Source organism: Dyadobacter luteus (assembly GCF_003383615.1).
In the GTDB taxonomy this organism is placed as follows: domain Bacteria; phylum Bacteroidota; class Bacteroidia; order Cytophagales; family Spirosomataceae; genus Dyadobacter; species Dyadobacter luteus.
On the sequence record NZ_QNUL01000011.1, the window covers coordinates 129,290 to 153,490 of the forward strand.

A 24,201-nucleotide genomic window follows, 5' to 3' on the forward strand; every position below is an offset into this window, starting at 1 on the left:
ATGCAACCCAAATATTTACACAATTTACCACTTGCTACGCGTCCCGTCACATATCAGCTCATCCGAATTTGAATCCCTGAAGATTCAGGATATGACTTTTGTGGCGTATCGTAATGAAATTTACCCTTCAAAGTATGAGGTTTTTTTTGAAGAGCATGCTGTAATTGTGGTGCTGGAAGGAGAAAAGAAGTTCAGCAGCCCCACACAGGAGGTATATGTCGAAAAAGGAGACATTCTATTCGTTCAGCGTGGTTTTTATCTGATGTCTGAGTCCATCAACGAATCGTATAAAAGTCTGGTTTTCTTTTTTGATGAGAAGTTACTGAAGGAGTTCGTGAACCTTCATCCGGAGCTATTTAATCCCGAAGAAGCGTTAACTGTTCTCGAAAACCCTATTCTACCTTTAAAATCGGATGAAAACTTTGAGAAATTCATTCAATCTGTTTTTCCCTATTTCCGCTCCAGAACGGAACTGAAGAATCATTTTCTACGTCTGAAGTTTCAGGAATTGCTTCTTCATTTACTGGAATTAGACGTTTCCAAAAGACTACGTGCCAATTTGTACAGTTTGTATATCGGGGAAAAGGTAGACCTTTCATTCCTGATGAACAGCTACTACCTGAAACCGCTTACGCTGAATGAGCTTGCCCGGTTATCCGGCCGTAGCCTGTCCGCCTTTAAACGTGATTTTCAGGAAGAATTCAAAACTTCACCTGCTCTTTGGCTTAAAAACAAGCGCCTTGACTACGCTGATTTTCTTTTAAGAAACAATTCCAAAAATGTGAGTGAGATCAGTACGGAGATTGGTTACGAAAGCGTTTCTCATTTTATAAAGACGTACAAGGAGAAATTTGGCGTAACGCCGAAGAGGCATGGATAAGGACTCGTGCCTATATTTATCCTGAGTTCAAATGCGTATATTTGTAGAAGCTGGTTCCACTGATTACCAATTATTTGATTATGGAAACAATTATCGTACATCCTTCTAAATCTCAGGAAAAGGCTGTCATCGCTTTTTTAGAAGCTCTCAAAGTTCCTTTCGAGAAGAAGGAGGAACAATTGCCACCACATGTCCTGGAAGGAATCAAAAGAGGACAAGAAGATTTCCGGGCAGGCCGTACAGTCACTTTGGATGAGTTCAAACAAATAAGGACGATTGGAAAAAATATTTGAAGTCATACTTTCAAGTACTGCTATTGACTCCTATGAAGCTATTGTTGAACAAATACATGCGCGCTGGGGAGAAAAGGTAGCCAATAAATTCGAGCTGAAAGCTTTCAAGACTTTGGAGATTCTTAAAGACAAACCATTTGTCTTCAAAGAAATTGATAATTATCCAAATTTGAGAAAAGGACTAGTAAATAAGAACTGCTCTTTTTTCTATGAAGTCTCATCTTCTCAGGTACAAATACTCTTCTTCTGGGATAACAGACAAGAGCCTCTTTTCAATGAATAGCAAGTAATCTGACATAGCACTATACCTTTCTCCATTAATAAAATTCCCAGAACTAGATAAAGATTTTCGTTCAAACTCTTCATTCAAACCAAAATCACTACTTTTTGAACGTTTCTCGTTATGCTTATCCGAAGTATTCTGGTGAAATTTGTTTCCCTGATTGATTAGTAGCTCTGCTCCACTATGTTTGGATATCTATTTAGCTCAAAATCAGAAAAGTATAATATTAGTTACATATTCACCATAAATTGAGAATGAGTAATCAAGCAAGTACACTGTTCGACAAAGTGTGGGATGCACACGTTGTCCGCAAAATTGAAGATGGCCCGGATGTTTTTTTTATCGACCGCCACTTTATCCACGAAGTAACAAGTCCGGTTGCTTTCCTTGGCCTGGAAACAAGAAATATTGGTGTTATGTATGCTGAGCGTACTTTCGCAACAGCTGACCACAATACGCCTACTATCAACCAGCACCTTCCGGTTCAGGATCCTCTTTCTGCTAATCAGCTTAAAGCGTTGGAAACCAACTCTGCGAAGTATGGTATTTCCCACTGGGGATTGGGCAATGCAAGAAATGGTATCGTTCACGTTGTAGGTCCTGAAAATGGAATTACACTTCCCGGAATGACCATCGTTTGCGGTGATTCTCACACTTCTACACACGGTGCTTTTGGTGCGATTGCTTTTGGTATCGGAACTTCGGAAGTAGAGATGGTACTTTCTTCGCAATGTATCATGCAGCCTAAGCCTAAAAAAATGCGTGTAAACGTAAATGGTAAATTAGGCAAAGCAGTAACTCCAAAAGATGTTACGCTATACATCATTTCCAAACTGACTACTGCGGGCGCAACAGGTTATTTTGTTGAGTACGCAGGTGATGTATTCCGTAATATGACCATGGAAGGCCGTATGACGGTTTGTAACATGAGTATTGAAATGGGTGCACGTGGCGGTATGATCGCCCCTGACCAAACTACTTTCGACTATATCGAAGGCCGTGAACAAGCTCCCAAAGGTGAGAAATGGGATGAAGCCCTTGCATATTGGAAGACGCTCGTTACCGACGAAGACGCAACTTTCGACAAAGAATATACTTTCGATGCTGCTGATATTGAGCCAATGATTACTTATGGTACTAACCCTGGAATGGGACAAGGTATCACTTTCAATATCCCTTCAGCAGACCAGGTAGAAGGCGGCAAAGCTACTTATGACAAATCGTTGAACTACATGGGCTTCCATGAAAACGAATCCATGCTTGGCAAAAAAATAGACTACGTATTCATCGGTAGCTGTACCAATGGTCGTATCGAAGACTTCCGAGCATTTGCTTCTATCGTAAAAGGTCGCAAGAAGGCAGACAACGTTACTGCATGGATCGTTCCGGGATCTCACATCGTAGAGGCTCAAATCAAAGAAGAAGGAATTCTTGACATCTTAACTGATGCAGGTTTTGAACTTCGTCAGCCAGGCTGCTCTGCATGTCTTGCAATGAATGATGATAAGATTCCAGCTGGCAAATATGCAGTAAGTACCTCAAACAGAAACTTCGAAGGTCGCCAAGGCCCCGGCGCAAGAACGCTTTTGGCGAGCCCATTAGTAGCAGCTGCAGCAGCGGTGACGGGAGTAGTGACAGATCCGAGAGAATTACTTTGAGTGACTTCGGCAGTCGGCTATCGGCTGTCAAACCTTTGCAAATAACACACTATTTCGATAATGAGAGATTTTAGAAAATATGCTGTTTGGGAGCAAAGTCATAAGCTTGTGCTTGAACTTTACAGATTGACTAAAAACTTCCCTCAGGAAGAAAAATTTGGGTTAACTTCTCAAATAAGAAGGGCAGGCATTTCGATATCTGCCAATATTTCAGAAGGATGTGGAAAACTAAGCGAAAGAGACTTTGCCCGGTTTCTAGGAATCTCTTTTGGATCTTGTCAGGAAGTTGAATACCTCACACTTTTGGCAAAAGATTTGGATTACTTGGACGAACAAAGCTATGAGCCTCTTTCTATTGAAATAGTGTCTATTAAAAAGCAATTATATCACCTAATTAAAAAATTAAACGCCGGAAGTTAACGATGTCCCACTCGGTTACAGCCCGACCGCCGACAGCCGAAAGCCGAAAGCCCCATACAAATGGCATACGATAAATTCACCATATTAAAGAGCACGGCAGTTCCTTTGCCGATTGAAAACGTGGATACGGATCAGATTATCCCTGCACGTTTCCTTAAAGCGACTAAACGCGAAGGATTTGGCGACAACCTATTCAGAGACTGGCGCTATAACGGTGACGATACACCGAAAGCTGATTTCGTTTTAAATAACCCAATCTATTCAGGCAAAATCCTGGTTGGAGGCCATAACTTCGGTAGCGGTTCAAGCCGTGAGCACGCAGCGTGGGCGATCTATGACTACGGTTTCCGTTGTGTCGTTTCCAGCTTTTTTGCAGATATCTTCAAAGGTAACTCTCTGAACATCGGAATTTTACCTGTACAAGTCAGTCCTGAATTTTTGGATAAAATATTCCAGGCTATCGAAGCAGATCCTAATGCTGAACTGGAAGTGAATCTGCCCGAACAAACTATCACACTGGTTGCTACAGGTGAGCAGGAATCTTTCGCGATCAATGGCTATAAAAAGCATAACATGATCAATGGCTATGATGATATTGATTATCTGCAAGCCATGAAGGGCGAAATCCAGGAGTTTGAAACAACGAGAATTTACTAGATGGCTATCAGCCATCAGCTGTCAGCTATCGGCTTGTGCGGATATAGTTTGATAGCCAAAGGCTGACTGCCGAAAGCCCCATGAACAGACGCTATATTGAAATAATGGACACGACACTCCGTGATGGTGAACAAACCAGCGGAGTGTCGTTTTCAGCATCGGAAAAATTAACCATCGCTCAGCTTCTTTTACAAGAGGTGAAGGTGGATCGTATAGAAATTGCCTCCGCACGTGTTTCGGAAGGAGAATTTCAGGCTGTAAAACAAATTACCAAGTGGGCTGAAGCGAATGGTTACCTTGATAAAATTGAGGTACTTACATTTGTTGATGGAGACGCTTCCATCAATTGGATGAAAGAAGCCGGTGCGCGTGTGATGAATTTGCTTACCAAAGGTTCATTAAATCACCTTCAGCATCAGCTCAAAAAAACGCCAGCCGAACATTTTGCTGATATTCAAAAAGTGATTGAACTGGCGGTAGCATCCGGAATTAATTGCAATGTATACTTAGAAGACTGGAGCAATGGCATGCGAAATTCGAGAGAATACGTATTTCAGGCACTAGATTTTCTTTGTGAATTACCGGTTAAAAGAATTTTGCTCCCAGATACCCTGGGCATTCTTACACCTTCGGAATCCTATGATTTCGTCAAATCCATTGTAGACAAGTATCCCACATGTCGTTTTGAGTTCCATGCACATAACGATTACGATCTGAGTGTAGCCAATGTAATGGAAGCACTCAGAGCCGGAGTACACGGATTACACCTCACTGTCAACGGTATGGGTGAAAGAACGGGAAATGCCCCGCTTGCAAGCACAATTGCAGTCATTGATGATTTCATGCCCGAACTTGAAACATCAGTGAATGAAAAATCCTTGTATTCGGTAAGCAAACTGGTTGAAACATTTTCAGGAATCCGAATTCCTTCCAATAAACCTATCGTTGGAGAGAGTGTTTTTACTCAAACGGCTGGTATACATGCAGATGGTGATAAGAAAAACAATCTGTATTTCAGCAAACTGATGCCCGAGCGTTTCGGACGGCTACGTTCTTATGCACTGGGAAAAACGTCAGGAAAAGCCAATATTGAAAATAATCTCAGAGATTTGGGGATTACTCTGGCCGACGCTGATCTTAAAAAGGTGACACAAAGGATTATTGAGCTCGGCGACCGTAAGGAAGCTGTGACCCCCGATGATCTTCCTTACATCATTTCCGATGTACTGGATAGTAATACAATTGAAGAAAAGGTTTCCATTCTCAATTACGTGCTTACCCACTCTAAGAACCTCAAACCATCTGCCACATTACAAATACGTTTTGGAAATGAAATTTTTGAAGAGAATGCGCAGGGCGACGGGCAGTATGATGCATTTATGAATGCACTGAAAAAAATCTATGCTCTGAAAGGGATCAATCTTCCGATGCTGACTGATTACACCGTTCGTATACCTCCCGGAGGAAAAACAGATGCCCTTTGTGAAACTATCATAACATGGGAGATCAATGGCAAAGATGTTAAAACAAGAGGACTGGATTCGGATCAAACTGTATCGGCCATTATGGCGACGCAGAAAATGCTGAATTTGACGGGGGTGTCTGATGATTCAAAACCTTAGTTAATGCCATGCCTTATAATCAAATAGGATATATTTGTATTAGGTCAACATGTTGAGAATATGGAAAAGCAACAACTTTATCAAAGCCTTAAAAGTCATCTCTTGAAAAATAATGTTACAAGAGCTGCCATTTTTGGATCTTTTGCCCGTAATGAAGAGACAGACAAAAGCGATATAGATGTACTTATTGAAGTAAATAACATGACCATGTTCGATATTCTCCGACTTGAAGATGAGCTTCAGAAAATCTGCCAGAGAAAAATAGATCTCGTAGAATACAAAGCAGTGAAGTCATCCATTCAAAAATATGTCTTTTCTGATCTTGTTGAATTGATATGAAACGAGACGATCTTGTATATGTTCAGGACGTCATTGATTCCATTGAAATCATAATTGGCTATACGAAGGAACAGTCAGAATCTGACTTTGAAAGCAATATCATGTTGCAGGATGCTGTTTATCGCAGACTGGAAATAATCGGCGAAGCAGCCACAAAAATTTCAGAGACCTTCAAGGATCAGCATCCGGAAATTGAATGGAAACTCATGAAACTGATGCGAAATAAACTGATACATGAATACTTTGGTATTTCGTCAACTACAGTTTACGCCACTATTACCGAGGATATTCCGACACTACTTTTTAAATTAAAATCAATATAATTCATTAATGAAAAAGCATATTCTAATTGTTCCAGGTGATGGTATAGGCCAGGAAGTTACAGAAGTTGGAAAAAAAGTTCTGGAAAAAATTGCTGCAAAATTCGGCCATGAGTTCACTTACGACGAAGCTCTTATAGGTCACGTTGCCATCGAAGCAACAGGAAATCCACTTCCTGACGAAACCCTGGAAAAGATGCGTGCATCTGACGCGGTTCTTTTCGGAGCCGTTGGACACCCTAAATATGATAACGACCCAAGCGCAAAAGTTCGTCCTGAACAAGGACTACTGAAAATGCGTAAAGAGCTGGGATTGTATGCAAACCTGCGTCCTATCAAACTTTTTGACGAACTGCTTGGCGCATCTTCTATCAAGCCTGAAATTCTGAGAGGTTCAGACATTCTCTTCTTCCGTGAATTGACTGGTGATATTTACTTCGGAGAAAAAGGACGTAAAAACGAAGGCGATACTGCTTATGATATCGCTGAATACAGCCGCTACGAAGTGGAACGCATCGCACGTAAAGCATTCGATGCTGCACGTACGCGTCGCAAAAAACTTTGCTCTGTTGACAAAGCGAATGTGTTGGAAACAAGCCGCTTGTGGAGAGAAGTGGTTCAGAAATTAGCTCCTGAGTATCCTGACGTTGAAGTTGAACACCAATTCGTTGATTCAGCTGCCATGATGTTGATCAAAGATCCTAAGCGTTTTGATGTTGTCGTAACTGCGAACCTATTTGGTGACATCCTTACTGACGAAGCGAGCCAGATTGCAGGCTCTATGGGTATGTTGGCCTCTGCTTCTGTAGGCGACAGTACAGGTGTATACGAGCCTATCCATGGCTCTGCTCACGATATCACTGGTAAGGGAATCGCTAACCCATTGGCGTCTGTGCTTTCAGCTGCCCTTTTGCTTGATATTTCTTTCGGATTGAAAGCTGAATCTGACGCAATTATCGCTGCAGTTGACAAGCTTTTGAAAGATGGATTCAGAACTAAAGATATCGCCGACGAGACCACTCCTGCGGATAAGATTCTGAACACGCAAGCAGCTGGTGAAGAACTATTAAAGAGAATTTGATTTTTTATAAGTTTTTGCCAAATAATATTTGTTTAAGACAAAACTTGTACTTTCTTTGCAGAAGAAAATCGCAGTCAGCGAAATTTCGCCAACCAGAATAGGTCATGACACACGATCAAAATAAAAATTGGCTTCTGCTTAGTATTCCTTAAAAAAGAGGAAGGTTTTGTTTTGAGTCGCCCAAAACCCTTTCTCTCAACGGGAAAGGGTTTTATATTGGTCAAAAATTATTAAATTCGTAATTCAAATAATAAAAAATACCCATTCAAATGAGTAATCGAGTTCAGATCTTCGACACCACCTTAAGGGACGGCGAACAGGTTCCAGGCAGCCAATTAACAACGGAGGAAAAGATAATTGTTGCCAAACAACTCGAAAAACTCGGCGTTGATGTGATCGAAGCTGGATTTCCGGTGTCAAGTCCTGGCGACTTCCGCTCTGTAGTGGAAATATCCAAAGTTGTTCGTGAACCTATCATCTGTGCGCTTTCAAGAGCTGTAATTGGTGATATTGATGCAGCTGCGGACGCACTCCAATATGCAAAACGTGGTCGGATACACACCGGTATTGGCTCATCTGACATCCACATTCAGCATAAATTTAACACCACAAGGGAAAAAATCATTGAAAGAGCAATTTCTGCCACCAAATATGCAAAAGGTAAGGTAGAAGATGTAGAATTCTATTGTGAAGATGCCGGTAGAGCAGACCTTGTATTCCTTGCGCAGCTTGTAGAAGCTGTAATCGGAGCTGGTGCTACTGTTGTAAATATTCCTGACACTACCGGATACTGCCTTCCGGAAGAATATGGTAACAAGATTAAGTACATTTTCGAGAATGTAAAAAATATACACAAGGCAACAATCTCTATCCATTGCCATAACGACCTCGGCCTTGCCACCGCAAATTCAATTGCAGGTATCAGCCAGGGAGCGCGCCAGGTGGAGGTAACCATCAATGGTATCGGCGAAAGAGCTGGAAATACTTCCCTTGAAGAAGTAGTGATGGCGCTGAATGTTCATAAGGAACTTGGTCTGGAAACTGGCGTAAACACACAGTTTATTTATCCAACAAGTCAGCTCGTTTCAAAAATGATGCGTATGCCTGTACAAGCCAATAAAGCGATTGTAGGCAGAAATGCGTTTGCACACAGCTCAGGCATTCACCAGGATGGACACCTGAAAAATACGCTGAATTACGAAATTATGAATCCACAGGATGTGGGCGTAGACAAGTCGGATATCGTGCTTACAGCGCGTAGCGGCCGTCATGCACTAAAACATCGTTTAGAGCTCTTGGGCTTCTCTTTCGACAAACCAACACTGGACGAATTGTATACCAGATTCCTGGAAGTAGCAGACGTTAAGAAGGAAGTGAATGATGCAGATCTTGTAGATTTGGCACGCACTGCGATTCCGGCATAATTAGAATCCTATTAGAAATGCTAATAGCCTGAAAATGAATTTGATGTTTTGAAGATTTTTTTGTAATGTTACGTATTCAATAACATCCATCAGATTACAAAAAGCCCTCGGTGATTCTGACTAAGGGCTTTTTTTTATTTTACAGGATGATGGTTCTGTTATTATGAATGAAAACTCTGTCATTGAAAACCAGTTTCAAAGCTTTTGACAGAACTGCCTTCTCTGTATCCTTTCCGATTGTAGACATATCCAAAGCTGTTTGCCGGTGATCCACTGACTTAACGTCCTGAGCAATTATAGGCCCCTCATCCAGATCATTATTCACGAAATGCGCCGTGGCTCCTATAATCTTTACCCCCCTTTCATAAGCTTGTCGGTAAGGATTTGCGCCTATAAACGCAGGTAAGAATGAATGGTGAATATTGATGATCCTGTCGGGGAAGTGATTTACGAATTCAGGGGTAATGATCCGCATATATTTGGCCAGAACCAGATACTCCGGTCGGTATACGTCTAATGTTCTCAGAATTGCCTCCTCGTGCTCCTCCCGACTCTTATTTTCATGAGAAATAAAATGGAATGGTATACCGAATTTGCTTACCAGCGGCTGTAAAGTATTATAGTTACTAACAACCGCCAAAATGGTTGCATCAAGTTCATCAAAAGCATAACGGATCAACAACTCTCCCAAACAGTGGTGTTCCTTTGTCACCAACACCACCACATCTTTTTTCTTTTTAGGATTTACTCTCAGGTTGATTCCTTCCGGAAGCTCTCTTTGTAACACTTCCAGTAACTCACTGGCATCAGTTTCCCCTTCAAATTCAGTCCGCATGAAAAAATACTTCGACGGGCTTACATATTCATCATTTCTGATGATGTTCTGATTATGCTCAAAAAGAATGCGTGTTACCTTATAAATAAGCCCTTTATGATCAGGGCCATCCATCAATAAAATATGGCGTTGGGTCATTATTAAGTCTTAAAAAATATTCTGAAGTACTAAATAAGGCATTTTAACCAAAATACTGAAAGATAACCGATTAAAACAACTTATTTGATTTTAGAAAGTTCAATGTAACTTATCGTCCCAAAAACACGTTTCACAATTAACAATTTTTATAAATAGAATGGCTGAAGAATTATTAATCCCCAAAACCACCGACAGAGCTGAAATTTACAATGCATTGCTTCCTCAGATCACTGCACTAACAGAGACAGAAAGTGATTTGATTGCGAATCTGGCGAACATAGCTGCTGTTCTTAAAGAAGCGTTCGGATTCTTTTGGGTTGGATTTTACATTGCCAAAGAAGGTCAGCTTGTTCTTGGACCTTTCCAGGGACCTCTGGCATGTACCCGCATCCCTTTCCACAAAGGAGTTTGTGGTGCCAGCTTCACCAGAAAGGAAACTATTATTGTTCCTGATGTAGAAGCTTTCCCCGGCCATATTGCTTGTAGTTCCGCATCAAAATCTGAGATCGTGCTTCCTGTTTTTCACAGAAACGGTTCGGTGGCTATGGTTTTGGATGTCGACAGCGATGAGTTAAATGATTTCAGCGAAGTAGATAAACAAGGATTATTAGCGATTTTAAGATTGATTGAAAAGAAGCTTTAAGGATTATGCTAAGTACCTTTCCCGAAACAGCTTCATCATATACACATTAATCGCCCATTGATCCGCCAAAGGCTGATTAGTATAGGGTACGGTTGGTAAATAATGAGGAGGACCAAACTCTGTCAGTACGGTAAGTACCTCACCGCTTTTAACCTTGTATTCTACCACTTTATCCCACCAGGCCAGATGTGCTTTCACAGCTGCAGCCCATTCAGGAGCTCTTGGATCGTTCACTTGCGGCCCTTCTTCGTGGCCTATACGGGTATGAATATGCCCTACCCTGGTCAAAGCTAATTGTACAGTTTCTTCCTGATTAGCCAAAAGGCTCTCATGCACATTGCACCAGTGCGATATATCCAGGGTCAGTTTTAAATCCGGATTTTTTTCAATAAAATTTCTGGTGATATGTGCTGCAAAAAGCATTCTGCCCCGATGTGTTTCATGATAGATAGGAATGCTTGTCTGTTTTGAAACTGCAGTTGTATGATCAATAAAAGCTTTGTTTTGCTCGTAGGTAAAAAAATCACGACCGCTGTGACAATTGATATACAGTGGTTTTTTCCCAAATTGACTTGAAGCAGCATTAATCTGATTTTTGAACGCTTCCAGGCTTTTAACAGGATTGTCATCCTGGGACCCACATAAGAAACCTATTTCCAGATCATATTTATTCAAGGCAGTAAGCAACTCTGCCTGTCTTTCTTTTGAGCCTGGCCACCACATTTCTGTTCCATCATAACCTTCCTTTTTTATTGCCGCACAGAATTCCTCTGTGGTTCCTTTAAAACCCCAGTTCGTCCCAAATACTTTCAATGACAACTTGTTAGCAAACTGAAAAGGTGCAGCATTTTCTCTAGCAACAGCATCTATTCCTACCAATGCTCCTGCCCCGGCAAGTGATGTACTCATAAAATTTCGGCGGTTCATATCTTAAAAATTAATTTCCCTATTATCTCACAATGCAACTGCTGTGCTATCCGGCTTCCTTTTAAAGCGCGATAGCACCGTTGAATCAGGGCCGGCTACTATCGTCAGCCCGGGATTTGCCTTCCTTACACCGATAATCCCGCTATCACTCGCCTCAGTTTTCCATACATAAAGGGATCTCAGACTTTTCATCGCAGCTATATCATTCAATCCTTTGTCAGTCACCTTTGCTCCTATCAGATTGAGATACTCAAGATACGGCAACCCTTTAAGCATTTTTAGACCTTCATCGGACACAGCCGTATATTCAATATGTAATCTATTGAGATTTTTCAATGTGCTGATCTGCTCCATACCCGCATCCGTTACTTTTGTTTTACCGAGTTTGAGCCAGACAATCTGATCGGATAACGGAGTAAGTAAGGTTAAGTTTGCGTCTGAGAAGTTACCGACATTTATTGCACTTACTTCGATAAAATTCTGATCCTGAGCTACAGGATTTACCACCAATCCAATTTTCCGCAAAGCAGCAATAGCTTCCTCATTCGCCGGCTCCACCTTTTCAGAAAACACCGTTTTCCTATTCGGCTCCCGCTGCACAGATCCATTTCCAAGTGCAGCCAATGCTGGTTTGATCTCTTCTGAAACTTTAAGTTCCGACACTTTTTTATCCGTCGGTGCCCCATTATCGATCCACCACGATAAAAGTGTTATCTGATTATCCGTAAGTTGAGGTTTACCTTTAGGAGGCATTCTGTCATCATCATTTTCTGGTAAGAGACATCGCTTGATCAGCTCACTTTCCGCACTTTTTCCAGCAACAAAAGCAGGGCCGTCTTTTCCTCCTTTTAGCATAAATGCCACCTGATCAAGCCTCAAATCTCCTTTTTGTTTACTCGCATTATGACACTGCGTACACCTGGCCTCTAGTATCGGGCGCACGATATCGCCATACACCAAAGCCTGGTTCACATTTGCAATCGGTTTGATTTCGGTAGTTTGCTCCTCTATAGCAGCCATTCCGGTCATGCTCCTGAAAGGTTCGGGTGTATACTGCGTCAGAAAACCCTCCCCGTGCGTCAATGAACCACCGTCATGACCGGCAGTCATTGTCAGTACTGTAGCTATACCAAAAGCCGGTAAATAAAACAGAGGAGCGATTGTTATTTTTTCTCCCAAAAGGTCTGATTTAACAACCCAGGCGACCCAGGCAAAAGCTGCCACACCTATTCCCTGCCATTGATGCCGCATCAATAATTCATTATCATATCCACCACTCAGAGACAAAAGATAACCGGCAACACATGCGAATGTTGCACCTACGGCCGACCAGAATAAAACGAAGGAAATAGCAGATTCAGAAACGTTTATTTTTCCTGTCCTTCTGCCTATTTCAAGCAATAGTGCTACAAAAAGAAAACCGATAGGTAAATGAACCAGAACCGGATGGAACCTGCCAATAAAAAGGGGCCAGTAAGACGCTTGTAATAGGGGGTAAAGCATTATTTACAAATTACAATATCAAAAATGCATCAGGCCAAAACCTGTTTTACGACTTTACCTTCGGTATCGGTAAGCCTGAAATTCCTGCCCTGAAAAGGATAAGTAAATTTCTCATGGTCAAAACCCATCAGCTTCAGGATTGTTGCCTGCAAGTCGTGTACATGAACCCGGTCCTTCACACCATAATAACCCAACTCATCTGTCTCTCCATGAGAATATCCTTGTTTGACACCTCCCCCAGCCATCCACATCGTAAAAGCATCCAAATGGTGATCCCGTCCCATAAATGGCATCACAAGCCCATTTCTGTTCTCCTGCATAGGAGTCCTCCCGAATTCTGCACCCCAGATGACCAGCGTTTCTTCCAGTAATCCGCGCATTTTTAGATCCTGAATTAATGCAGCAACAGGTCGGTCCGATTCCAGACATTTTTGTCTAAGTCCTCCTTCCACATTGTGATCCTTTGAGGTACCATGGCCGTCCCACCCCCAGTCAAAAAGCTGTACAAAACGAACGTCATTCTCTACTAATTTACGCGCCAGAAGGCAGTTCATCGCAAAAGTTCCTTCACCCGGCTTTACACCATACATATCCAATACAAACTGAGGTTCTTTGGAAACATCCATCACTTCCGGAACCGACATCTGCATTCTGAAAGCCATCTCATATTGACTAATCCTTGTCAGAATTTCAGGATCCTGTACATCCTCATAAGTCTGGCGGTTTATTTCATTGATGGCTTCAATCGTTTGTTTGCGCATGTCCCGGTTCATTCCACTAGGATCACTTACATATAAAACCGGATCTCCACCCGTACGACATTGAACTCCCTGATACACCGATGGCAAAAATCCACTTCCATATACACTTTTACCCGCATCCGGCTGTTGACCGCCGGATGCCAATACAATAAAGCCGGGCAAATTCTGATTCTCTGAACCTAATCCATAGGTTGCCCATGCTCCCAGGCTCGGACGGCCCAGACGCGCACTCCCTGTATGCATGAGTAACTGAGCAGGTGCATGATTGAACTGATCCGTATGCATCGCTTTCAGGAAAGTAATTTCGTCCGCTACAGTTTGTAAATAAGGAACATAATCAGACATCCAAGCTCCTGATTGTCCATATTGTTTAAAATTCCCTTGTGGTCCCAACATTTTGGGAACCCCTTGAATAAATGCAAACTTCTTGCCTTCCAGAAATTCAGCAGGACAATCTTTACCGTGGTATTTTAACAGTTCAGGCTTATAGTCAAATAATTCCAACTGAGACGGGGCACCCGCCATATGGATATAGATAACCCGTTTAGCCTTAGGGGCGAACTGCGGAATTTTGGCCATAAACCCCTCTTCTGAAACAGACTTTCCCGCTGAAGACGTTCCGCACGAACTCAGCAAAGATCCCAGCCCCAATGCTCCCAGTCCAAACCCGCAGGATTGCAGAAAGTGCCGCCTTGTCTGGCGCTGTAAGTCTGCGTGTTGAAGTTCCTTTAATAGCTTTTCCATATGACATTGAACCCCCTACAGGGTTCCCTTTGAATGCTAATGATCTGTTCAAACCCTCGGGGCTGCGCCCCGGGTTAATATATAGAAGCCTTTCAGGCTAAAACTCCTAATTTCTTATGCCCCTTACCCTAAGCCCTACTCCTTCGTAACCACATTATCCAGATTCAGCATCACGTTCGCAGAAATAGTCAAAGCAGCCAGTTCCGGAGAACGTTCTGTTCCGTAGACAAGAATGCTGTCTACATCAACCGGCTTATTTTTATAAGTTGAAAGTGCTTGATTATATACTTTCACCAACACATTCAGATTCTTTTTTTCGATAGGCTGGAATGTCAGCATCCGGTATCCTTCTGTCAACTGCTGTTCGGGTGTTTTACCACGTTTTAGCATATTGCTTGCCAACTTTTCCGCAGCTTCCAGATATACAGGGTCATTTAATGTAACAAGCGCTTGTAGAGGCGTATTTGTTAAAATCCTTCTTGATTGACAGAATTCACGGCTTGGCGCATCGAATGTCACCATAGAAGGATACGGAGCAGTTCGTTTCCAATAGGTGTATACTCCTCTTCTGTACCGATCTTCACCTTCGCTAAGCGTCCACTTTTCTCCACTATAGGGGGACTGCCATATCTTATCAGGCTGTGCAGGCATAACGCCAGGACCATACATTTTTTTGGAAATCAGCCCTGCACAGGCGAGCGCCTGATCTCTGACCTGTTCCGCACTTAATCTTACACGTGGTCCCCGGGAAATCCAGATATTATATGGATCTTTCTCCAGTTTGTCCTTGTCAGTTTTGGAACTTTGCCTGTATGTAGCGGACATGACAATTGTTTTCAGAAGCTTTTTAACGCTCCAGTGATCCTCTTCTATGAACTTCACAGCAAGCCAATCCAGCAATTCGCGGTGTGTAGGTTCACTTCCCTGTGATCCAAAGTCTTCCACTGTTTCCACTATTCCTCTACCAAAAAGCTGCTCCCAAAACCGGTTTACAATTACGCGACCCGTTAGCGCATTTTCCCTACTTACGATCCACTTCGCAAGGCTTTGCCGATCCTTTTGCACTCCCTTAGGCATAGGAGCCAATAATCTGGGCACATCCGGCTGTACTTCAGCACCTTTCACCATCCAGTTTCCACGTACGAAAACATTCGTCTTTCGGGCAAAATCACCTTTCCCTTCCCAAACGACCGGCATACTTTCGGCAGGGCGTGTTAATACAGTGGAGTAGTCAGCTACAATCTTATCATACCCGACTTTATCACTGCCCGGCAACTCTTTTTGAAAACTCATCCATGTAATTCTCACCCATTCTTCTGGAGACTTTGGGCTTTTCAGAGACAAATAGATATCATGTTTTCCATTTGTTTTTACAATGGGTGCCACCAATACCGTATCACGAACAGGAATTTTGATTTGAGACAGAACAGGGCCATCCAGCTTATCAAGATGTAAAGTCAATACTGCATTTTCGGCCTTGGTAGAAATATTCATTACCACATTACCTGCTCCGGTCAGGTCAACCGCCGGAATTCTCGCATTGCCTTTGTCTTTTACACCATAGTATGAAATGAGAAGTACCGTTGACTGATCCCCTTTGATAAAATTATGTGCATTGATTTTCGGCTCCATCACCCGCATAAACTGCGTTACTTCTTCCGTTTGCTTAGGATTGTGTTGCGTGATCCATTGTTTCACCCGCTCCACACGAGCCGAATCTTCTCCCTTATAAAACCGAAGTTTAGGCCACTCATCCCACACATCTTCATCACGTGTGTTGTTGAAAAAGGCCATATACTTAAAATAATCCTCGTGAGGGATCGGATCATAAGGATGGCTATGGCATTGAATACAGGCGAAAGTAGTGCCTTGCCAAACTTCCCAGGTTGTATTCACACGATCAATCAAAGCAGCTGTACGAAACTCTTCGTCATCTGTTCCTCCCTCGTTATTGGTCATCGTATTTCTGTGATAACCAGTCGCAATCATATTTTCTTCTTTCGGAAAATGATCTTTCCCTTTTGGAAGTAAATCCCCGGCAAGTTGTTCTATCGTAAACTGATCAAAAGGCTTATCATCGTTAAAAGACTTCACCACATAATCCCTGTAACGCCACATAGACCGACCTCCATCACTTTCGTAGCCTTTCGTATCCGCATACCGCGCCAGATCCATCCACATAGATGTCCACTTCTCCCCATAAGCGGGAGATTTCAGGAGGCGATCTACTACCTTTTCATACGCATTGTCTGAATGATCATTTTTGAAATCTTGCACCTCTTTTTCCGTTGGAGGAAGTCCGGTAAGATCAAGGCTCACTCTTCTTATCAAAGTAGCTTTATCGGCTTCAGGCGAAACCGAAAGCTTGTTTTCCTTTACTTTTTGCAGAACAAAATGATCGATCTCATTTTCAGGCCAGTTGCTTTCTTCCTGATTCAGTAATCCAAACAGGTTCCATATACTTTTTGAAGAAGGAACCTCAGGTTTTTCAATGCGCTTATACGACCAATGTGTTTTCCATTCTGCTCCCTGATTAATCCATTTTTTCAGCGTGGCTACATCCTCGTCGCTGAGAGGAGTTCCATTCTTAGGCATTTTTTCATCAGGGTCATCCGTCAGAATCCTTCTGATCATTTCGCTCGCATCGGCATCACCACGCACCACAGGAATTTTCCCCGATTTACCGGGTTCAAGCATTTCGTGTTCAAACAAAAAACTTACATCACCTGCCTTTTTTACACCTCCATGGCAACCCATACAATGCTTGTTGAGGATCGGTTTGACCTCAGCATTATAGTCTACCTTTCCGCCAAACCAGTTTGCCCCCGTGAAATAGAAAAGCAGTACAGCCAAAGCCACGGAACCAATTATGATTCTATTTATCATTATTCAGAAAATACAGCTCAAACGCAGGTGAAAATTTATTCTTTATAAGTAAAAAGTAGCCAATTCTCCTCTCCTACTTACTGGTGAATATTCTGATAATCTTAAAATTAACTGTTCTAGAGTATAACCGGATTTAATTCCGAACTAACCGTACCGCCTACCGGCATACCGCATATCCATCGCTGCCGGTCTGCTTCCTGATGTTCATTCTGCGGGGCGATAATCTTTGCTCCATCTGCCACAAAAATGATTGTCATAACCTCTCTCATCACATTTTGAGAATAATTACCCGGTGCAGAGTGCAGTGTCCAGCCGTAATGCCAGGTGGCATCTCCCGCCTTCATGGTTTTTGCACGGGTGACTTCAAAGCCTTTCTCTTTGATAAAATCCTCCAAAATCGCCTCTGACTCGTCCGATATAGCGATATTTTTAACGAAACCATTTTTATGGGAGCCGGATGCAAATGTGAGCATACCCATGTCTTCAGTAATATCAATCAGGGGCATCCACATCGTAACAGTGTTATTGGTATCCAATGGCCAGTAATACTGATCCTGGTGCCAGGGAGTAAACCCTCCGCCGGGTTCCTTATACAGTGCCTGGTCGTGATAAATTCTCACGTTTTCCACTCCGAGCAGATCAGCTGCTATTTTTCCGAATCTTTTGGCAAGAGAAAATGTGCGCACCTCTTCATCCACTTCCCACAAATTCATGATTTGAAGGAAAGCTTTTCCATACGTATCCCGGTCTTGCAGCTTTCTTTTTTCTGTGTTGAATCTCAAAGCAGCTTTGTTGATGACATCCCGATAATGCGTGATTTCTTCATCATTGAGAACATTTTCAATCATGACATGCCCATTTTCTCTGAAACGGGACTTGTCATGATCGTTTATGGTAATGTAATTTTTAAGGGTAGGAATAGTCGTATTCATTATATTCAAATTTTACATTGAATTTCAATATTCAAATATCACACCCTTTTATATAACCATATGGGAAAATATTAGCTACTTAGTGGCTTATTCTATCCAAACCAGATCAAACCATAAAATAAAGAGTAATATTAGCAATGGTTAAAGCTCAGTTTGAAAGCATTGATACAAATCCCGACATCTCCTTTCGGGTGAGAAGATTTCTTCTCGAACGCTTCACCGTTCCGTATCATTTCCATCCTGAATACGAACTTACGCTTATCGTTAAGGGTACTGGTAAGCGTTATGTCGGCAATAGCATGGAAGATTTCAAAGCAGGCGATCTCGTTTTCCTGGGTTCGGATCTGCCTCATTGCTGGAAGTCTGATCAATATGATGATGGCTCTGGAGTAGAATCAATCGTCATACAGTTTGAGGGTGATTTTCTGGGAAAAGACTTTTTTGAGCGCCCGGAACTACTTCCAATAGCACATTTGCTTGTAAGGAGTGCACAGGGAATATGTTTTAATGACTCTGTATCTCTTGAAATCGCCCCCTTGATGCAACAGCTGGAGTCCGAGCCGAACCCGTTTCAAAAATTAGCTCAACTCCTTTCGATTCTCAACCGGCTTGCGGTGAAGTCGGAGTATCAACTGCTCCATGAGGGAATTACGCCGGTTATTGCCGGACAAAGTAAAGAAAGGATTAACACTGCGTTAGGCTATATTGTTGATCATTTCCGTCAGGAGATTTTGCTGGAAGATGTGTCCTCAGCCGTAAATATGTCGCCCAATGCGTTTTGCAAATACTTCAAGAAGGCAACGAGTAAGACCTTTATAGAAATGGTGAATGAATACCGCATTAACTTTGCGGCACAACAACTACTCAACACCGATCATGCTGTATCGGAAATCTGCTATGAGAGTGGCTTTGGCGATGTTTCCTATTTTCATAAAGTTTTTAAAAAGAAAATGAAAAGTAGTCCGCTGGATTACCGAAAGCAATTTTTGAAAAGTATTTAACCTCAACAAAATGCGTCTTCAATATGTCTGATGTTTAAATCTCCGTTGGGTAAAATCAGAATAGATACGATATCGAACCGGACATCCCTGTGCCAGTCTTTGTCGAATATATAGTGTATGGCCGCTTTCAGAATTAATCTGGATTTAGTGTAGTTCACAAACTCTTCCGGCATACCAAAACCAGTTCCACTCCGCGTTTTGACTTCGATAAAAATGAGCATGTTCTTATGTTTCGCGATCAAATCCACTTCCATGTGTTTGTGGCGGTAGTTTTTCTCCACAATCTCGTACCCTTTTTCAGTTAAATAGGTAGCGGCTTTTTCTTCGCCCCAGCTCCCGGTGTCGTTATGTGCTGCCATACGAACAATTTTGAGTTAAAAATGTGTTATTCTTGCATAAAGGGAAATCTGTATTGAGACCCTGTTTTAAAAAAAGGTTACGGGCTGTGCGCTCATTCAAATGAGAGATTTCCCGACCGTTCACCATTGACTGATGAATACCCTCATAAACAAACAAGTGCAATTCCGGGATATCGGACTGATTGACTACCAGGAGGCCTGGGATTTACAGGAGAAAATCTTTGCTGAAACAATAGCGGTCAAAACGCAAAACCGCGGATTGGAAGCGGAACAACAGCATATCACGCCAAATCATCTCCTGTTTTGTCAGCACCCGCATGTGTATACCCTAGGAAAAAGCGGTAAAGCAGACCATTTGCTGCTGCATGAGGACGAACTGGAAGCACGCGAAGCGAAATACTACAAAATCAACCGCGGTGGTGACATTACCTACCACGGTCCGGGGCAGCTCGTGGGCTACCCTATTCTGGATCTGGATAATTTTTTCACTGATATCCATAAATACATGCGTTTGCTGGAGGAAGCCATTATCCGGACTATTGCGGATTTTGGTTTGGATGGAGGACGTATTGACGGGCTCACGGGTGTGTGGCTGGATTATCAGGAGCAGAAAAATCCGAGGAAAATATGTGCAATGGGCGTCAAATCCAGCCGTTGGGTAACGATGCACGGTTTCGCATTAAATGTCAATACAGATTTGTCCTATTTCGGAAGTATTGTTCCGTGTGGCATTCAGGACAAAGCGGTTACCTCTATAGCGCAGGAGACCGGAAATCCCGTTGAAATGAACGAGGTTTCAATAAAATTAAAAAATCATCTTGCAGATTTGTTCGAAATGGAAATCCTCGAACAATAACTGTTCTTACCAATTGATATATTCATGAAAAAAGATATTCCATTCTATCCGGTACAAGGCATTCAGGTTGCCATTGTAAGAAAAATAAACGAGGCAAATGTACCGGAATGGAGCGTAGTATTGATCAACAGAAACCCTGAGCCTATTAATACGGTAATGGTGACTTCAAAAGGTTATGCAAGTGCAGAATCCGGAACTGATCCGGCTCAAAAAACATCTACTCTGCGTCATTTTTATCCTGAAATAGCACCAGAAAAGCATCAGGTAGTGGAGAGTATTATGCCGGAGGTTTTCCATCTTTACAACGAATTCTGGATCAGCTACTTCCTTGAAAATCAGGTTTACGATAAAAAGTTTATATTCGTACCTGATAGCATTGTTGAAGACAATATCATTGATATCGCCCCTTTCGGACTACAAGGCGTATTACACGAATAGGTGGCGGAGATTATTCCAACCACACACTATGACAGATGATTTCCGGAAACGCGCTAAAAATTTCCTGCTGCTAGACATCGAAACCGTGGCCTCACATGCCAGTTACGATGCCCTTTCCGAACGAATGCAGAAACTATGGGATAAAAAATCACTTGCTTTGAATAAAGGTGATGAAACTATTTCCAGTTCAGATAGCTTTATTGATAAAGGTGCCATATATAGTGAATTCGGAAAAGTAGTATGCATTGCTTTCGGAGCCTATTACTGGAATGAAAATGACCAGCTTTCCTTCAAGGTTCGCAGCTTCTCCGGCGACGACGAAGTTCAATTGCTTCTCGAATTTAAATCTCTGATAGAAAAATATCCGGCCGATCAATTGGTGTTGTGCGCACATAATGGCAAGGAATTTGACTTCCCGTTTCTATGCCGCCGTATGCTGATACACGGAATCAGTATACCCAAAGCGCTTCAGATTTCCGGCAAAAAACCATGGGAGCTTTTGCATCAGGATACGATGGAATTGTGGAAATTCGGCGATTATAAAAGTTTTACTTCTCTTGACCTGCTTGCAGCAGTGTTTGATATTCCCGGTAGCAAAAATGAAATGAGTGGCGATCAGGTAACGCGGGTTTATTATACTGAGAAAGACCTTGAAAAAATTTGTCGATATTGCAGGGAGGACGTAATTGTGCTGGCACAGATCTATTTGAGATTGAATTGTATGGAAACTGTGGCACCTGAAAATATTCATAGAATAGAGTAAGGGCTAAAGAGCTAAAAATTATAAAACAAGTGCTGAGAGCAATAGCCTTCAGCCAAAAGCCAAATAATGAAAGATAAAAGACCAAGAAAAGGATCAAGAGAAAATGAAGAGGTAAAATCACCTCATCACATTGTATCCTATATAGATAACCTGAAAGCAGATATTGCTGCTTTTTTTGACCTCAACAGCGAACATTCGTTTCGTCCGTTTGATGTGCATGACCACTTCGGAGTACAGGATAAAAAGGTGAGAAGCCTTTTTAATGAAATATTGCACGAGCTGGAAGAATCCGGAAGAATCACTTTTAATAACAATGGTACCTACACAGCTTCGCCATTGAAGAAGCAAAGTCACGGACTTACCGGTCGGGTGGATCGTGTGAATAAAGGTTTTGCCTTTGTCATTATTGAAGGTCGTGAAGATGATATATATGTTGAAGCTGATTTGCTGAGCGGAGCCTGGGATGGAGATACTGTTACAGTACAGCCACTTACTAAAAACTCACGAGGTGGCAGGTCTTCGAAAAATGATTCAGGTAAAAGCAGAACTGAAGGACGTGTTTCCGAAATTGTAGAAAGAGCTTCCCGTGAGATTGTTGGGATTATAGAAATAAACCGCGGTTATGCTGTCGTTCAGCCTGATAACAAAAAATTGTTTGATCCGATCTTTATCGAACCGGAAGGAATTAAGGATGCACAGCACGGCGACAAAGTAATTGTAAAAGTAACTGAATGGCCAACACGCCGCACACAGGCAGAAGGTGAATTGGTAGAGGTACTGGGAAAAGCTGGTAACAATGATGTTGAAATGCATGCCATTCTTGCTGAGTTTGGCTTGCCATATCATTTCCCTGAGCAGGTTGAAGCGGAAGCGCAGAAAATTTCTGAAAAAATACTGAAAAAGGAAATTGCGAAACGGAAGGATATCCGCGATGTACTTACTTTCACCATTGACCCGGTGGATGCCAAAGATTTTGACGATGCACTTTCACTTCGCAATCTGGAAGAAGGTAATGTTGAAATCGGTGTTCATATCGCGGACGTTTCTCATTACGTGCTTCCGGGAACGGAGCTGGATAAAGAGGCATTCCGCCGTGCAACTTCGGTTTATCTGGTAGACCGTACCGTACCGATGCTTCCGGAAAAGCTTTCCAATAATTTATGTTCTTTGCGTCCAAACGAAGACAGACTAGCCTTTTCCGCCATTTTTGAAATATCCCCGAACGGGAAAATTTTGAAAGAATGGTTTGGCAGAACGGTGATTCACTCCGACCGGCGATTCTCTTACGAGGAAGCGCAACAGGTATTGGATACAGGCGAGGGAGATTTTGTTGCAGAGCTGAATACGATGAATACACTCGCTAAAATTTTCAGAAAGGAACGCTTTAAAAACGGAGCCATCAACTTTGAAACTCCTGAGGTAAGATTCCGTCTGGATGAGCATGGGAAACCGCTTGGTGTTTATCAAAAGGAACGTCACGATTCTAATAAACTGATTGAGGAGTTTATGCTTCTTGCCAATAAACGTGTAGCAGAATTCGTCTATTCTCTTTCCGATGGCGATATCAAAAACACAATGGTTTACAGGATTCACGAAGCCCCCGATCCTGACCGCCTCAAAACCTTTGCCAGTTTCGTAGCCAAGCTTGGCCATAAACTGGAAGTTGAGGAAGAGAATAAAATTGCGAAATCCATGAATAAAATGCTTTCTCAGGTAGAAGGCAAACCAGAGCAAAATCTGATTGAATCTCTTGCTGTAAGAACAATGGCCAAAGCGCGCTATAGCGTTGAAGACCTTGGGCACTTCGGACTTGCGTTTAAGCGTTACAGCCACTTTACCTCTCCGATTCGTCGCTATCCTGATGTGATGGCGCACCGTCTGTTGCAGCATTATCTGGATGGCGGGAAGTCTGTAAATAAAGAGCAATATGAAGACGGCTCTAAGCACTCTTCGGACAGAGAACGCCTGGCTGCGGAAGCGGAACGTGCTTCTATCAAATACAAGCAGGTGGAGTTCATGAGTATGATGGACCGCGAGAAGGAATTCGACGGCGTCATTACAGGCGTTACTGAATTCGGAATCTTTGTGGAAATCACCGAAACGGCTTCCGAGGGACTTATTCGCATGACGGATTTGGGAGACGACTATTACGAACTTGAAAAGGAAAATTACCGGATTGTCGGGCAGCGGACAAAGAAAATATATACGTTCGGAGACCAGGTGAAAGTAAAGGTTAAAGAAACCAACCTGGCCAGAAGAAGCATGGATTTGTATCTGGCCGGATCTAAACCTTCCGCTTCCAGATCTTCACGTAGCGATAGACCATCGCGTCAGCGCACAAATGCCCCGAGAGAGGCTGTGAGTGCTCCTAAGAACAGAAAGTCTTCCAATGTAGCGCCAAGAGGTAAGCGGAAAAGAAGATAATTCCTTCATAGATT

24 protein-coding genes are annotated in these 24,201 nt (G+C 42.4%); 17 read left to right on the forward strand and 7 right to left on the reverse strand.

Annotated elements, in window-relative coordinates; genetic code table 11:
* Positions 1 to 31 precede the first annotated feature (31 nt).
* The 11 genes from DSL64_RS15050 to DSL64_RS15100 all read left to right on the forward strand — a co-directional run bounded on the left by DSL64_RS15050 (position 32) and on the right by DSL64_RS15100 (position 8,977).
* Positions 32 to 880 carry an AraC family transcriptional regulator gene (locus tag DSL64_RS15050; RefSeq protein WP_115831740.1) on the forward strand — a complete coding sequence of 283 codons (849 nt, stop codon included), beginning with the start codon at positions 32 to 34 and terminating at the stop codon, positions 878 to 880.
* Positions 881 to 960: 80 nt separating this feature from the next.
* Positions 961 to 1,173 carry a DUF2683 family protein gene (locus DSL64_RS15055; protein WP_115831741.1) on the forward strand — a complete coding sequence of 71 codons (213 nt, stop codon included), beginning with the start codon at positions 961 to 963 and terminating at the stop codon, positions 1,171 to 1,173.
* A complete protein-coding gene (locus DSL64_RS15060) occupies positions 1,157 to 1,456 on the forward strand; it encodes a type II toxin-antitoxin system RelE/ParE family toxin (protein ID WP_115831742.1) in 300 nt (99 codons plus the stop codon). Before DSL64_RS15055 ends, DSL64_RS15060 begins: the two co-directional genes overlap by 17 nt.
* Before the next feature lie 254 nt (positions 1,457 to 1,710).
* Entirely contained in the window at positions 1,711 to 3,114 is a 1,404-nt protein-coding gene (leuC, locus tag DSL64_RS15065; RefSeq protein ID WP_115831743.1) for a 3-isopropylmalate dehydratase large subunit, read from the forward strand.
* Between the two features lie 60 nt (positions 3,115 to 3,174).
* Positions 3,175 to 3,534 (forward strand): four helix bundle protein, encoded by a 360-nt coding sequence (locus tag DSL64_RS15070; RefSeq protein WP_115831744.1) that lies wholly within the window; start codon positions 3,175 to 3,177, stop codon positions 3,532 to 3,534.
* Positions 3,535 to 3,594: 60 nt separating this feature from the next.
* The gene (leuD, locus tag DSL64_RS15075) at positions 3,595 to 4,191 is read left to right on the forward strand and encodes a 3-isopropylmalate dehydratase small subunit (RefSeq protein ID WP_115831745.1); all 597 of its coding nucleotides are present in this window, start codon (positions 3,595 to 3,597) and stop codon (positions 4,189 to 4,191) included.
* 80 nt (positions 4,192 to 4,271) lie between these two features.
* Positions 4,272 to 5,813, forward strand: coding sequence for a hydroxymethylglutaryl-CoA lyase-like TIM-barrel protein (locus DSL64_RS15080; protein ID WP_115831746.1), 1,542 nt, complete (start codon positions 4,272 to 4,274; stop codon positions 5,811 to 5,813).
* 60 nt (positions 5,814 to 5,873) lie between these two features.
* Positions 5,874 to 6,152, forward strand: coding sequence for a nucleotidyltransferase family protein (locus tag DSL64_RS15085; RefSeq protein ID WP_115831747.1), 279 nt, complete (start codon positions 5,874 to 5,876; stop codon positions 6,150 to 6,152).
* A complete protein-coding gene (locus DSL64_RS15090; protein WP_115831748.1) occupies positions 6,149 to 6,475 on the forward strand; it encodes a HepT-like ribonuclease domain-containing protein in 327 nt (108 codons plus the stop codon). The genes DSL64_RS15085 and DSL64_RS15090 overlap by 4 nt, the downstream gene beginning before the upstream one ends.
* A gap of 7 nt (positions 6,476 to 6,482) precedes the next feature.
* Entirely contained in the window at positions 6,483 to 7,553 is a 1,071-nt protein-coding gene (gene leuB / locus DSL64_RS15095) for a 3-isopropylmalate dehydrogenase (protein WP_115831749.1), read from the forward strand.
* 269 nt (positions 7,554 to 7,822) lie between these two features.
* Complete coding sequence (locus DSL64_RS15100; RefSeq protein WP_115831750.1) at positions 7,823 to 8,977, forward strand: 2-isopropylmalate synthase; 1,155 nt, start codon at positions 7,823 to 7,825, stop codon at positions 8,975 to 8,977.
* Between the two features lie 139 nt (positions 8,978 to 9,116).
* On the opposite strand, the gene purU is transcribed toward DSL64_RS15100, so the two are convergent.
* Complete coding sequence (purU, locus tag DSL64_RS15105) at positions 9,117 to 9,950, reverse strand: formyltetrahydrofolate deformylase (protein ID WP_115831751.1); 834 nt, start codon at positions 9,948 to 9,950, stop codon at positions 9,117 to 9,119.
* 157 nt (positions 9,951 to 10,107) lie between these two features.
* Between purU and msrC the strand changes: the two genes are divergently transcribed.
* Positions 10,108 to 10,593, forward strand: a complete 486-nt coding sequence (gene msrC, locus DSL64_RS15110; protein ID WP_115831752.1) for a free L-methionine (R)-S-oxide reductase MsrC — start codon at positions 10,108 to 10,110, stop codon at positions 10,591 to 10,593.
* A 3-nt stretch (positions 10,594 to 10,596) separates the two neighbouring features.
* Here the strand turns inward: msrC and DSL64_RS15115 are convergent, their stop codons facing one another.
* The 5 genes from DSL64_RS15115 to DSL64_RS15135 form a co-directional block, all read right to left on the reverse strand.
* Positions 10,597 to 11,502, reverse strand: a complete 906-nt coding sequence (locus DSL64_RS15115; protein ID WP_229217098.1) for a sugar phosphate isomerase/epimerase family protein — start codon at positions 11,500 to 11,502, stop codon at positions 10,597 to 10,599.
* A gap of 45 nt (positions 11,503 to 11,547) precedes the next feature.
* Complete coding sequence (locus DSL64_RS15120) at positions 11,548 to 13,023, reverse strand: c-type cytochrome domain-containing protein (RefSeq protein WP_115831754.1); 1,476 nt, start codon at positions 13,021 to 13,023, stop codon at positions 11,548 to 11,550.
* A gap of 29 nt (positions 13,024 to 13,052) precedes the next feature.
* Positions 13,053 to 14,528 (reverse strand): DUF1501 domain-containing protein, encoded by a 1,476-nt coding sequence (locus DSL64_RS15125; RefSeq protein WP_115831755.1) that lies wholly within the window; start codon positions 14,526 to 14,528, stop codon positions 13,053 to 13,055.
* A 135-nt stretch (positions 14,529 to 14,663) separates the two neighbouring features.
* Positions 14,664 to 17,414, reverse strand: coding sequence for a DUF1553 domain-containing protein (locus tag DSL64_RS15130; protein ID WP_115831756.1), 2,751 nt, complete (start codon positions 17,412 to 17,414; stop codon positions 14,664 to 14,666).
* Positions 17,415 to 17,530: 116 nt separating this feature from the next.
* The gene (locus DSL64_RS15135) at positions 17,531 to 18,346 is read right to left on the reverse strand and encodes a phytanoyl-CoA dioxygenase family protein (RefSeq protein WP_115831757.1); all 816 of its coding nucleotides are present in this window, start codon (positions 18,344 to 18,346) and stop codon (positions 17,531 to 17,533) included.
* Between the two features lie 137 nt (positions 18,347 to 18,483).
* Here DSL64_RS15135 and DSL64_RS15140 point away from each other — a divergent pair, with 137 nt between their 5' ends.
* Positions 18,484 to 19,347 (forward strand): AraC family transcriptional regulator, encoded by an 864-nt coding sequence (locus DSL64_RS15140; RefSeq protein ID WP_115831758.1) that lies wholly within the window; start codon positions 18,484 to 18,486, stop codon positions 19,345 to 19,347.
* Positions 19,348 to 19,349: 2 nt separating this feature from the next.
* On the opposite strand, the gene DSL64_RS15145 is transcribed toward DSL64_RS15140, so the two are convergent.
* Positions 19,350 to 19,706, reverse strand: a complete 357-nt coding sequence (locus DSL64_RS15145; RefSeq protein ID WP_115831759.1) for a YraN family protein — start codon at positions 19,704 to 19,706, stop codon at positions 19,350 to 19,352.
* 133 nt (positions 19,707 to 19,839) lie between these two features.
* On the opposite strand from DSL64_RS15145, the gene lipB reads away from it, so the two are divergent.
* The 4 genes from lipB to rnr all read left to right on the forward strand — a co-directional run bounded on the left by lipB (position 19,840) and on the right by rnr (position 24,187).
* Positions 19,840 to 20,562 (forward strand): lipoyl(octanoyl) transferase LipB, encoded by a 723-nt coding sequence (gene lipB / locus DSL64_RS15150; protein ID WP_115831760.1) that lies wholly within the window; start codon positions 19,840 to 19,842, stop codon positions 20,560 to 20,562.
* Between the two features lie 24 nt (positions 20,563 to 20,586).
* Positions 20,587 to 21,000 (forward strand): hypothetical protein, encoded by a 414-nt coding sequence (locus tag DSL64_RS15155; protein WP_115831761.1) that lies wholly within the window; start codon positions 20,587 to 20,589, stop codon positions 20,998 to 21,000.
* 28 nt (positions 21,001 to 21,028) lie between these two features.
* Complete coding sequence (locus DSL64_RS15160) at positions 21,029 to 21,763, forward strand: 3'-5' exonuclease (protein ID WP_115831762.1); 735 nt, start codon at positions 21,029 to 21,031, stop codon at positions 21,761 to 21,763.
* 66 nt (positions 21,764 to 21,829) lie between these two features.
* Entirely contained in the window at positions 21,830 to 24,187 is a 2,358-nt protein-coding gene (gene rnr, locus DSL64_RS15165; protein WP_115831763.1) for a ribonuclease R, read from the forward strand.
* Positions 24,188 to 24,201 lie beyond the last annotated feature (14 nt).

What these genes read in the sequence shown, in the direction of transcription:
- leuB (WP_115831749.1), top strand. Translation starts at nt 6,483, where the DNA reads ATGAAAAAGCATATTCTAATTGTTCCAGGTGATGGTATAGGCCAGGAA.
- purU (WP_115831751.1), bottom strand. Translation starts at nt 9,950, where the DNA reads ATGACCCAACGCCATATTTTATTGATGGATGGCCCTGATCATAAAGGG.
- leuC (WP_115831743.1), top strand. Translation starts at nt 1,711, where the DNA reads ATGAGTAATCAAGCAAGTACACTGTTCGACAAAGTGTGGGATGCACAC.
- DSL64_RS15160 (WP_115831762.1), top strand. Translation starts at nt 21,029, where the DNA reads ATGACAGATGATTTCCGGAAACGCGCTAAAAATTTCCTGCTGCTAGAC.
- DSL64_RS15140 (WP_115831758.1), top strand. Translation starts at nt 18,484, where the DNA reads ATGGTTAAAGCTCAGTTTGAAAGCATTGATACAAATCCCGACATCTCC.
- DSL64_RS15055 (WP_115831741.1), top strand. Translation starts at nt 961, where the DNA reads ATGGAAACAATTATCGTACATCCTTCTAAATCTCAGGAAAAGGCTGTC.
- DSL64_RS15120 (WP_115831754.1), bottom strand. Translation starts at nt 13,023, where the DNA reads ATGCTTTACCCCCTATTACAAGCGTCTTACTGGCCCCTTTTTATTGGC.
- leuD (WP_115831745.1), top strand. Translation starts at nt 3,595, where the DNA reads ATGGCATACGATAAATTCACCATATTAAAGAGCACGGCAGTTCCTTTG.
- DSL64_RS15090 (WP_115831748.1), top strand. Translation starts at nt 6,149, where the DNA reads ATGAAACGAGACGATCTTGTATATGTTCAGGACGTCATTGATTCCATT.
- DSL64_RS15070 (WP_115831744.1), top strand. Translation starts at nt 3,175, where the DNA reads ATGAGAGATTTTAGAAAATATGCTGTTTGGGAGCAAAGTCATAAGCTT.
- DSL64_RS15080 (WP_115831746.1), top strand. Translation starts at nt 4,272, where the DNA reads ATGAACAGACGCTATATTGAAATAATGGACACGACACTCCGTGATGGT.
- msrC (WP_115831752.1), top strand. Translation starts at nt 10,108, where the DNA reads ATGGCTGAAGAATTATTAATCCCCAAAACCACCGACAGAGCTGAAATT.
- DSL64_RS15115 (WP_229217098.1), bottom strand. Translation starts at nt 11,502, where the DNA reads ATGAGTACATCACTTGCCGGGGCAGGAGCATTGGTAGGAATAGATGCT.
- DSL64_RS15125 (WP_115831755.1), bottom strand. Translation starts at nt 14,528, where the DNA reads ATGGAAAAGCTATTAAAGGAACTTCAACACGCAGACTTACAGCGCCAG.
- lipB (WP_115831760.1), top strand. Translation starts at nt 19,840, where the DNA reads ATGAATACCCTCATAAACAAACAAGTGCAATTCCGGGATATCGGACTG.
- rnr (WP_115831763.1), top strand. Translation starts at nt 21,830, where the DNA reads ATGAAAGATAAAAGACCAAGAAAAGGATCAAGAGAAAATGAAGAGGTA.
- DSL64_RS15100 (WP_115831750.1), top strand. Translation starts at nt 7,823, where the DNA reads ATGAGTAATCGAGTTCAGATCTTCGACACCACCTTAAGGGACGGCGAA.
- DSL64_RS15155 (WP_115831761.1), top strand. Translation starts at nt 20,587, where the DNA reads ATGAAAAAAGATATTCCATTCTATCCGGTACAAGGCATTCAGGTTGCC.
- DSL64_RS15085 (WP_115831747.1), top strand. Translation starts at nt 5,874, where the DNA reads ATGGAAAAGCAACAACTTTATCAAAGCCTTAAAAGTCATCTCTTGAAA.
- DSL64_RS15145 (WP_115831759.1), bottom strand. Translation starts at nt 19,706, where the DNA reads ATGGCAGCACATAACGACACCGGGAGCTGGGGCGAAGAAAAAGCCGCT.
- DSL64_RS15130 (WP_115831756.1), bottom strand. Translation starts at nt 17,414, where the DNA reads ATGATAAATAGAATCATAATTGGTTCCGTGGCTTTGGCTGTACTGCTT.
- DSL64_RS15135 (WP_115831757.1), bottom strand. Translation starts at nt 18,346, where the DNA reads ATGAATACGACTATTCCTACCCTTAAAAATTACATTACCATAAACGAT.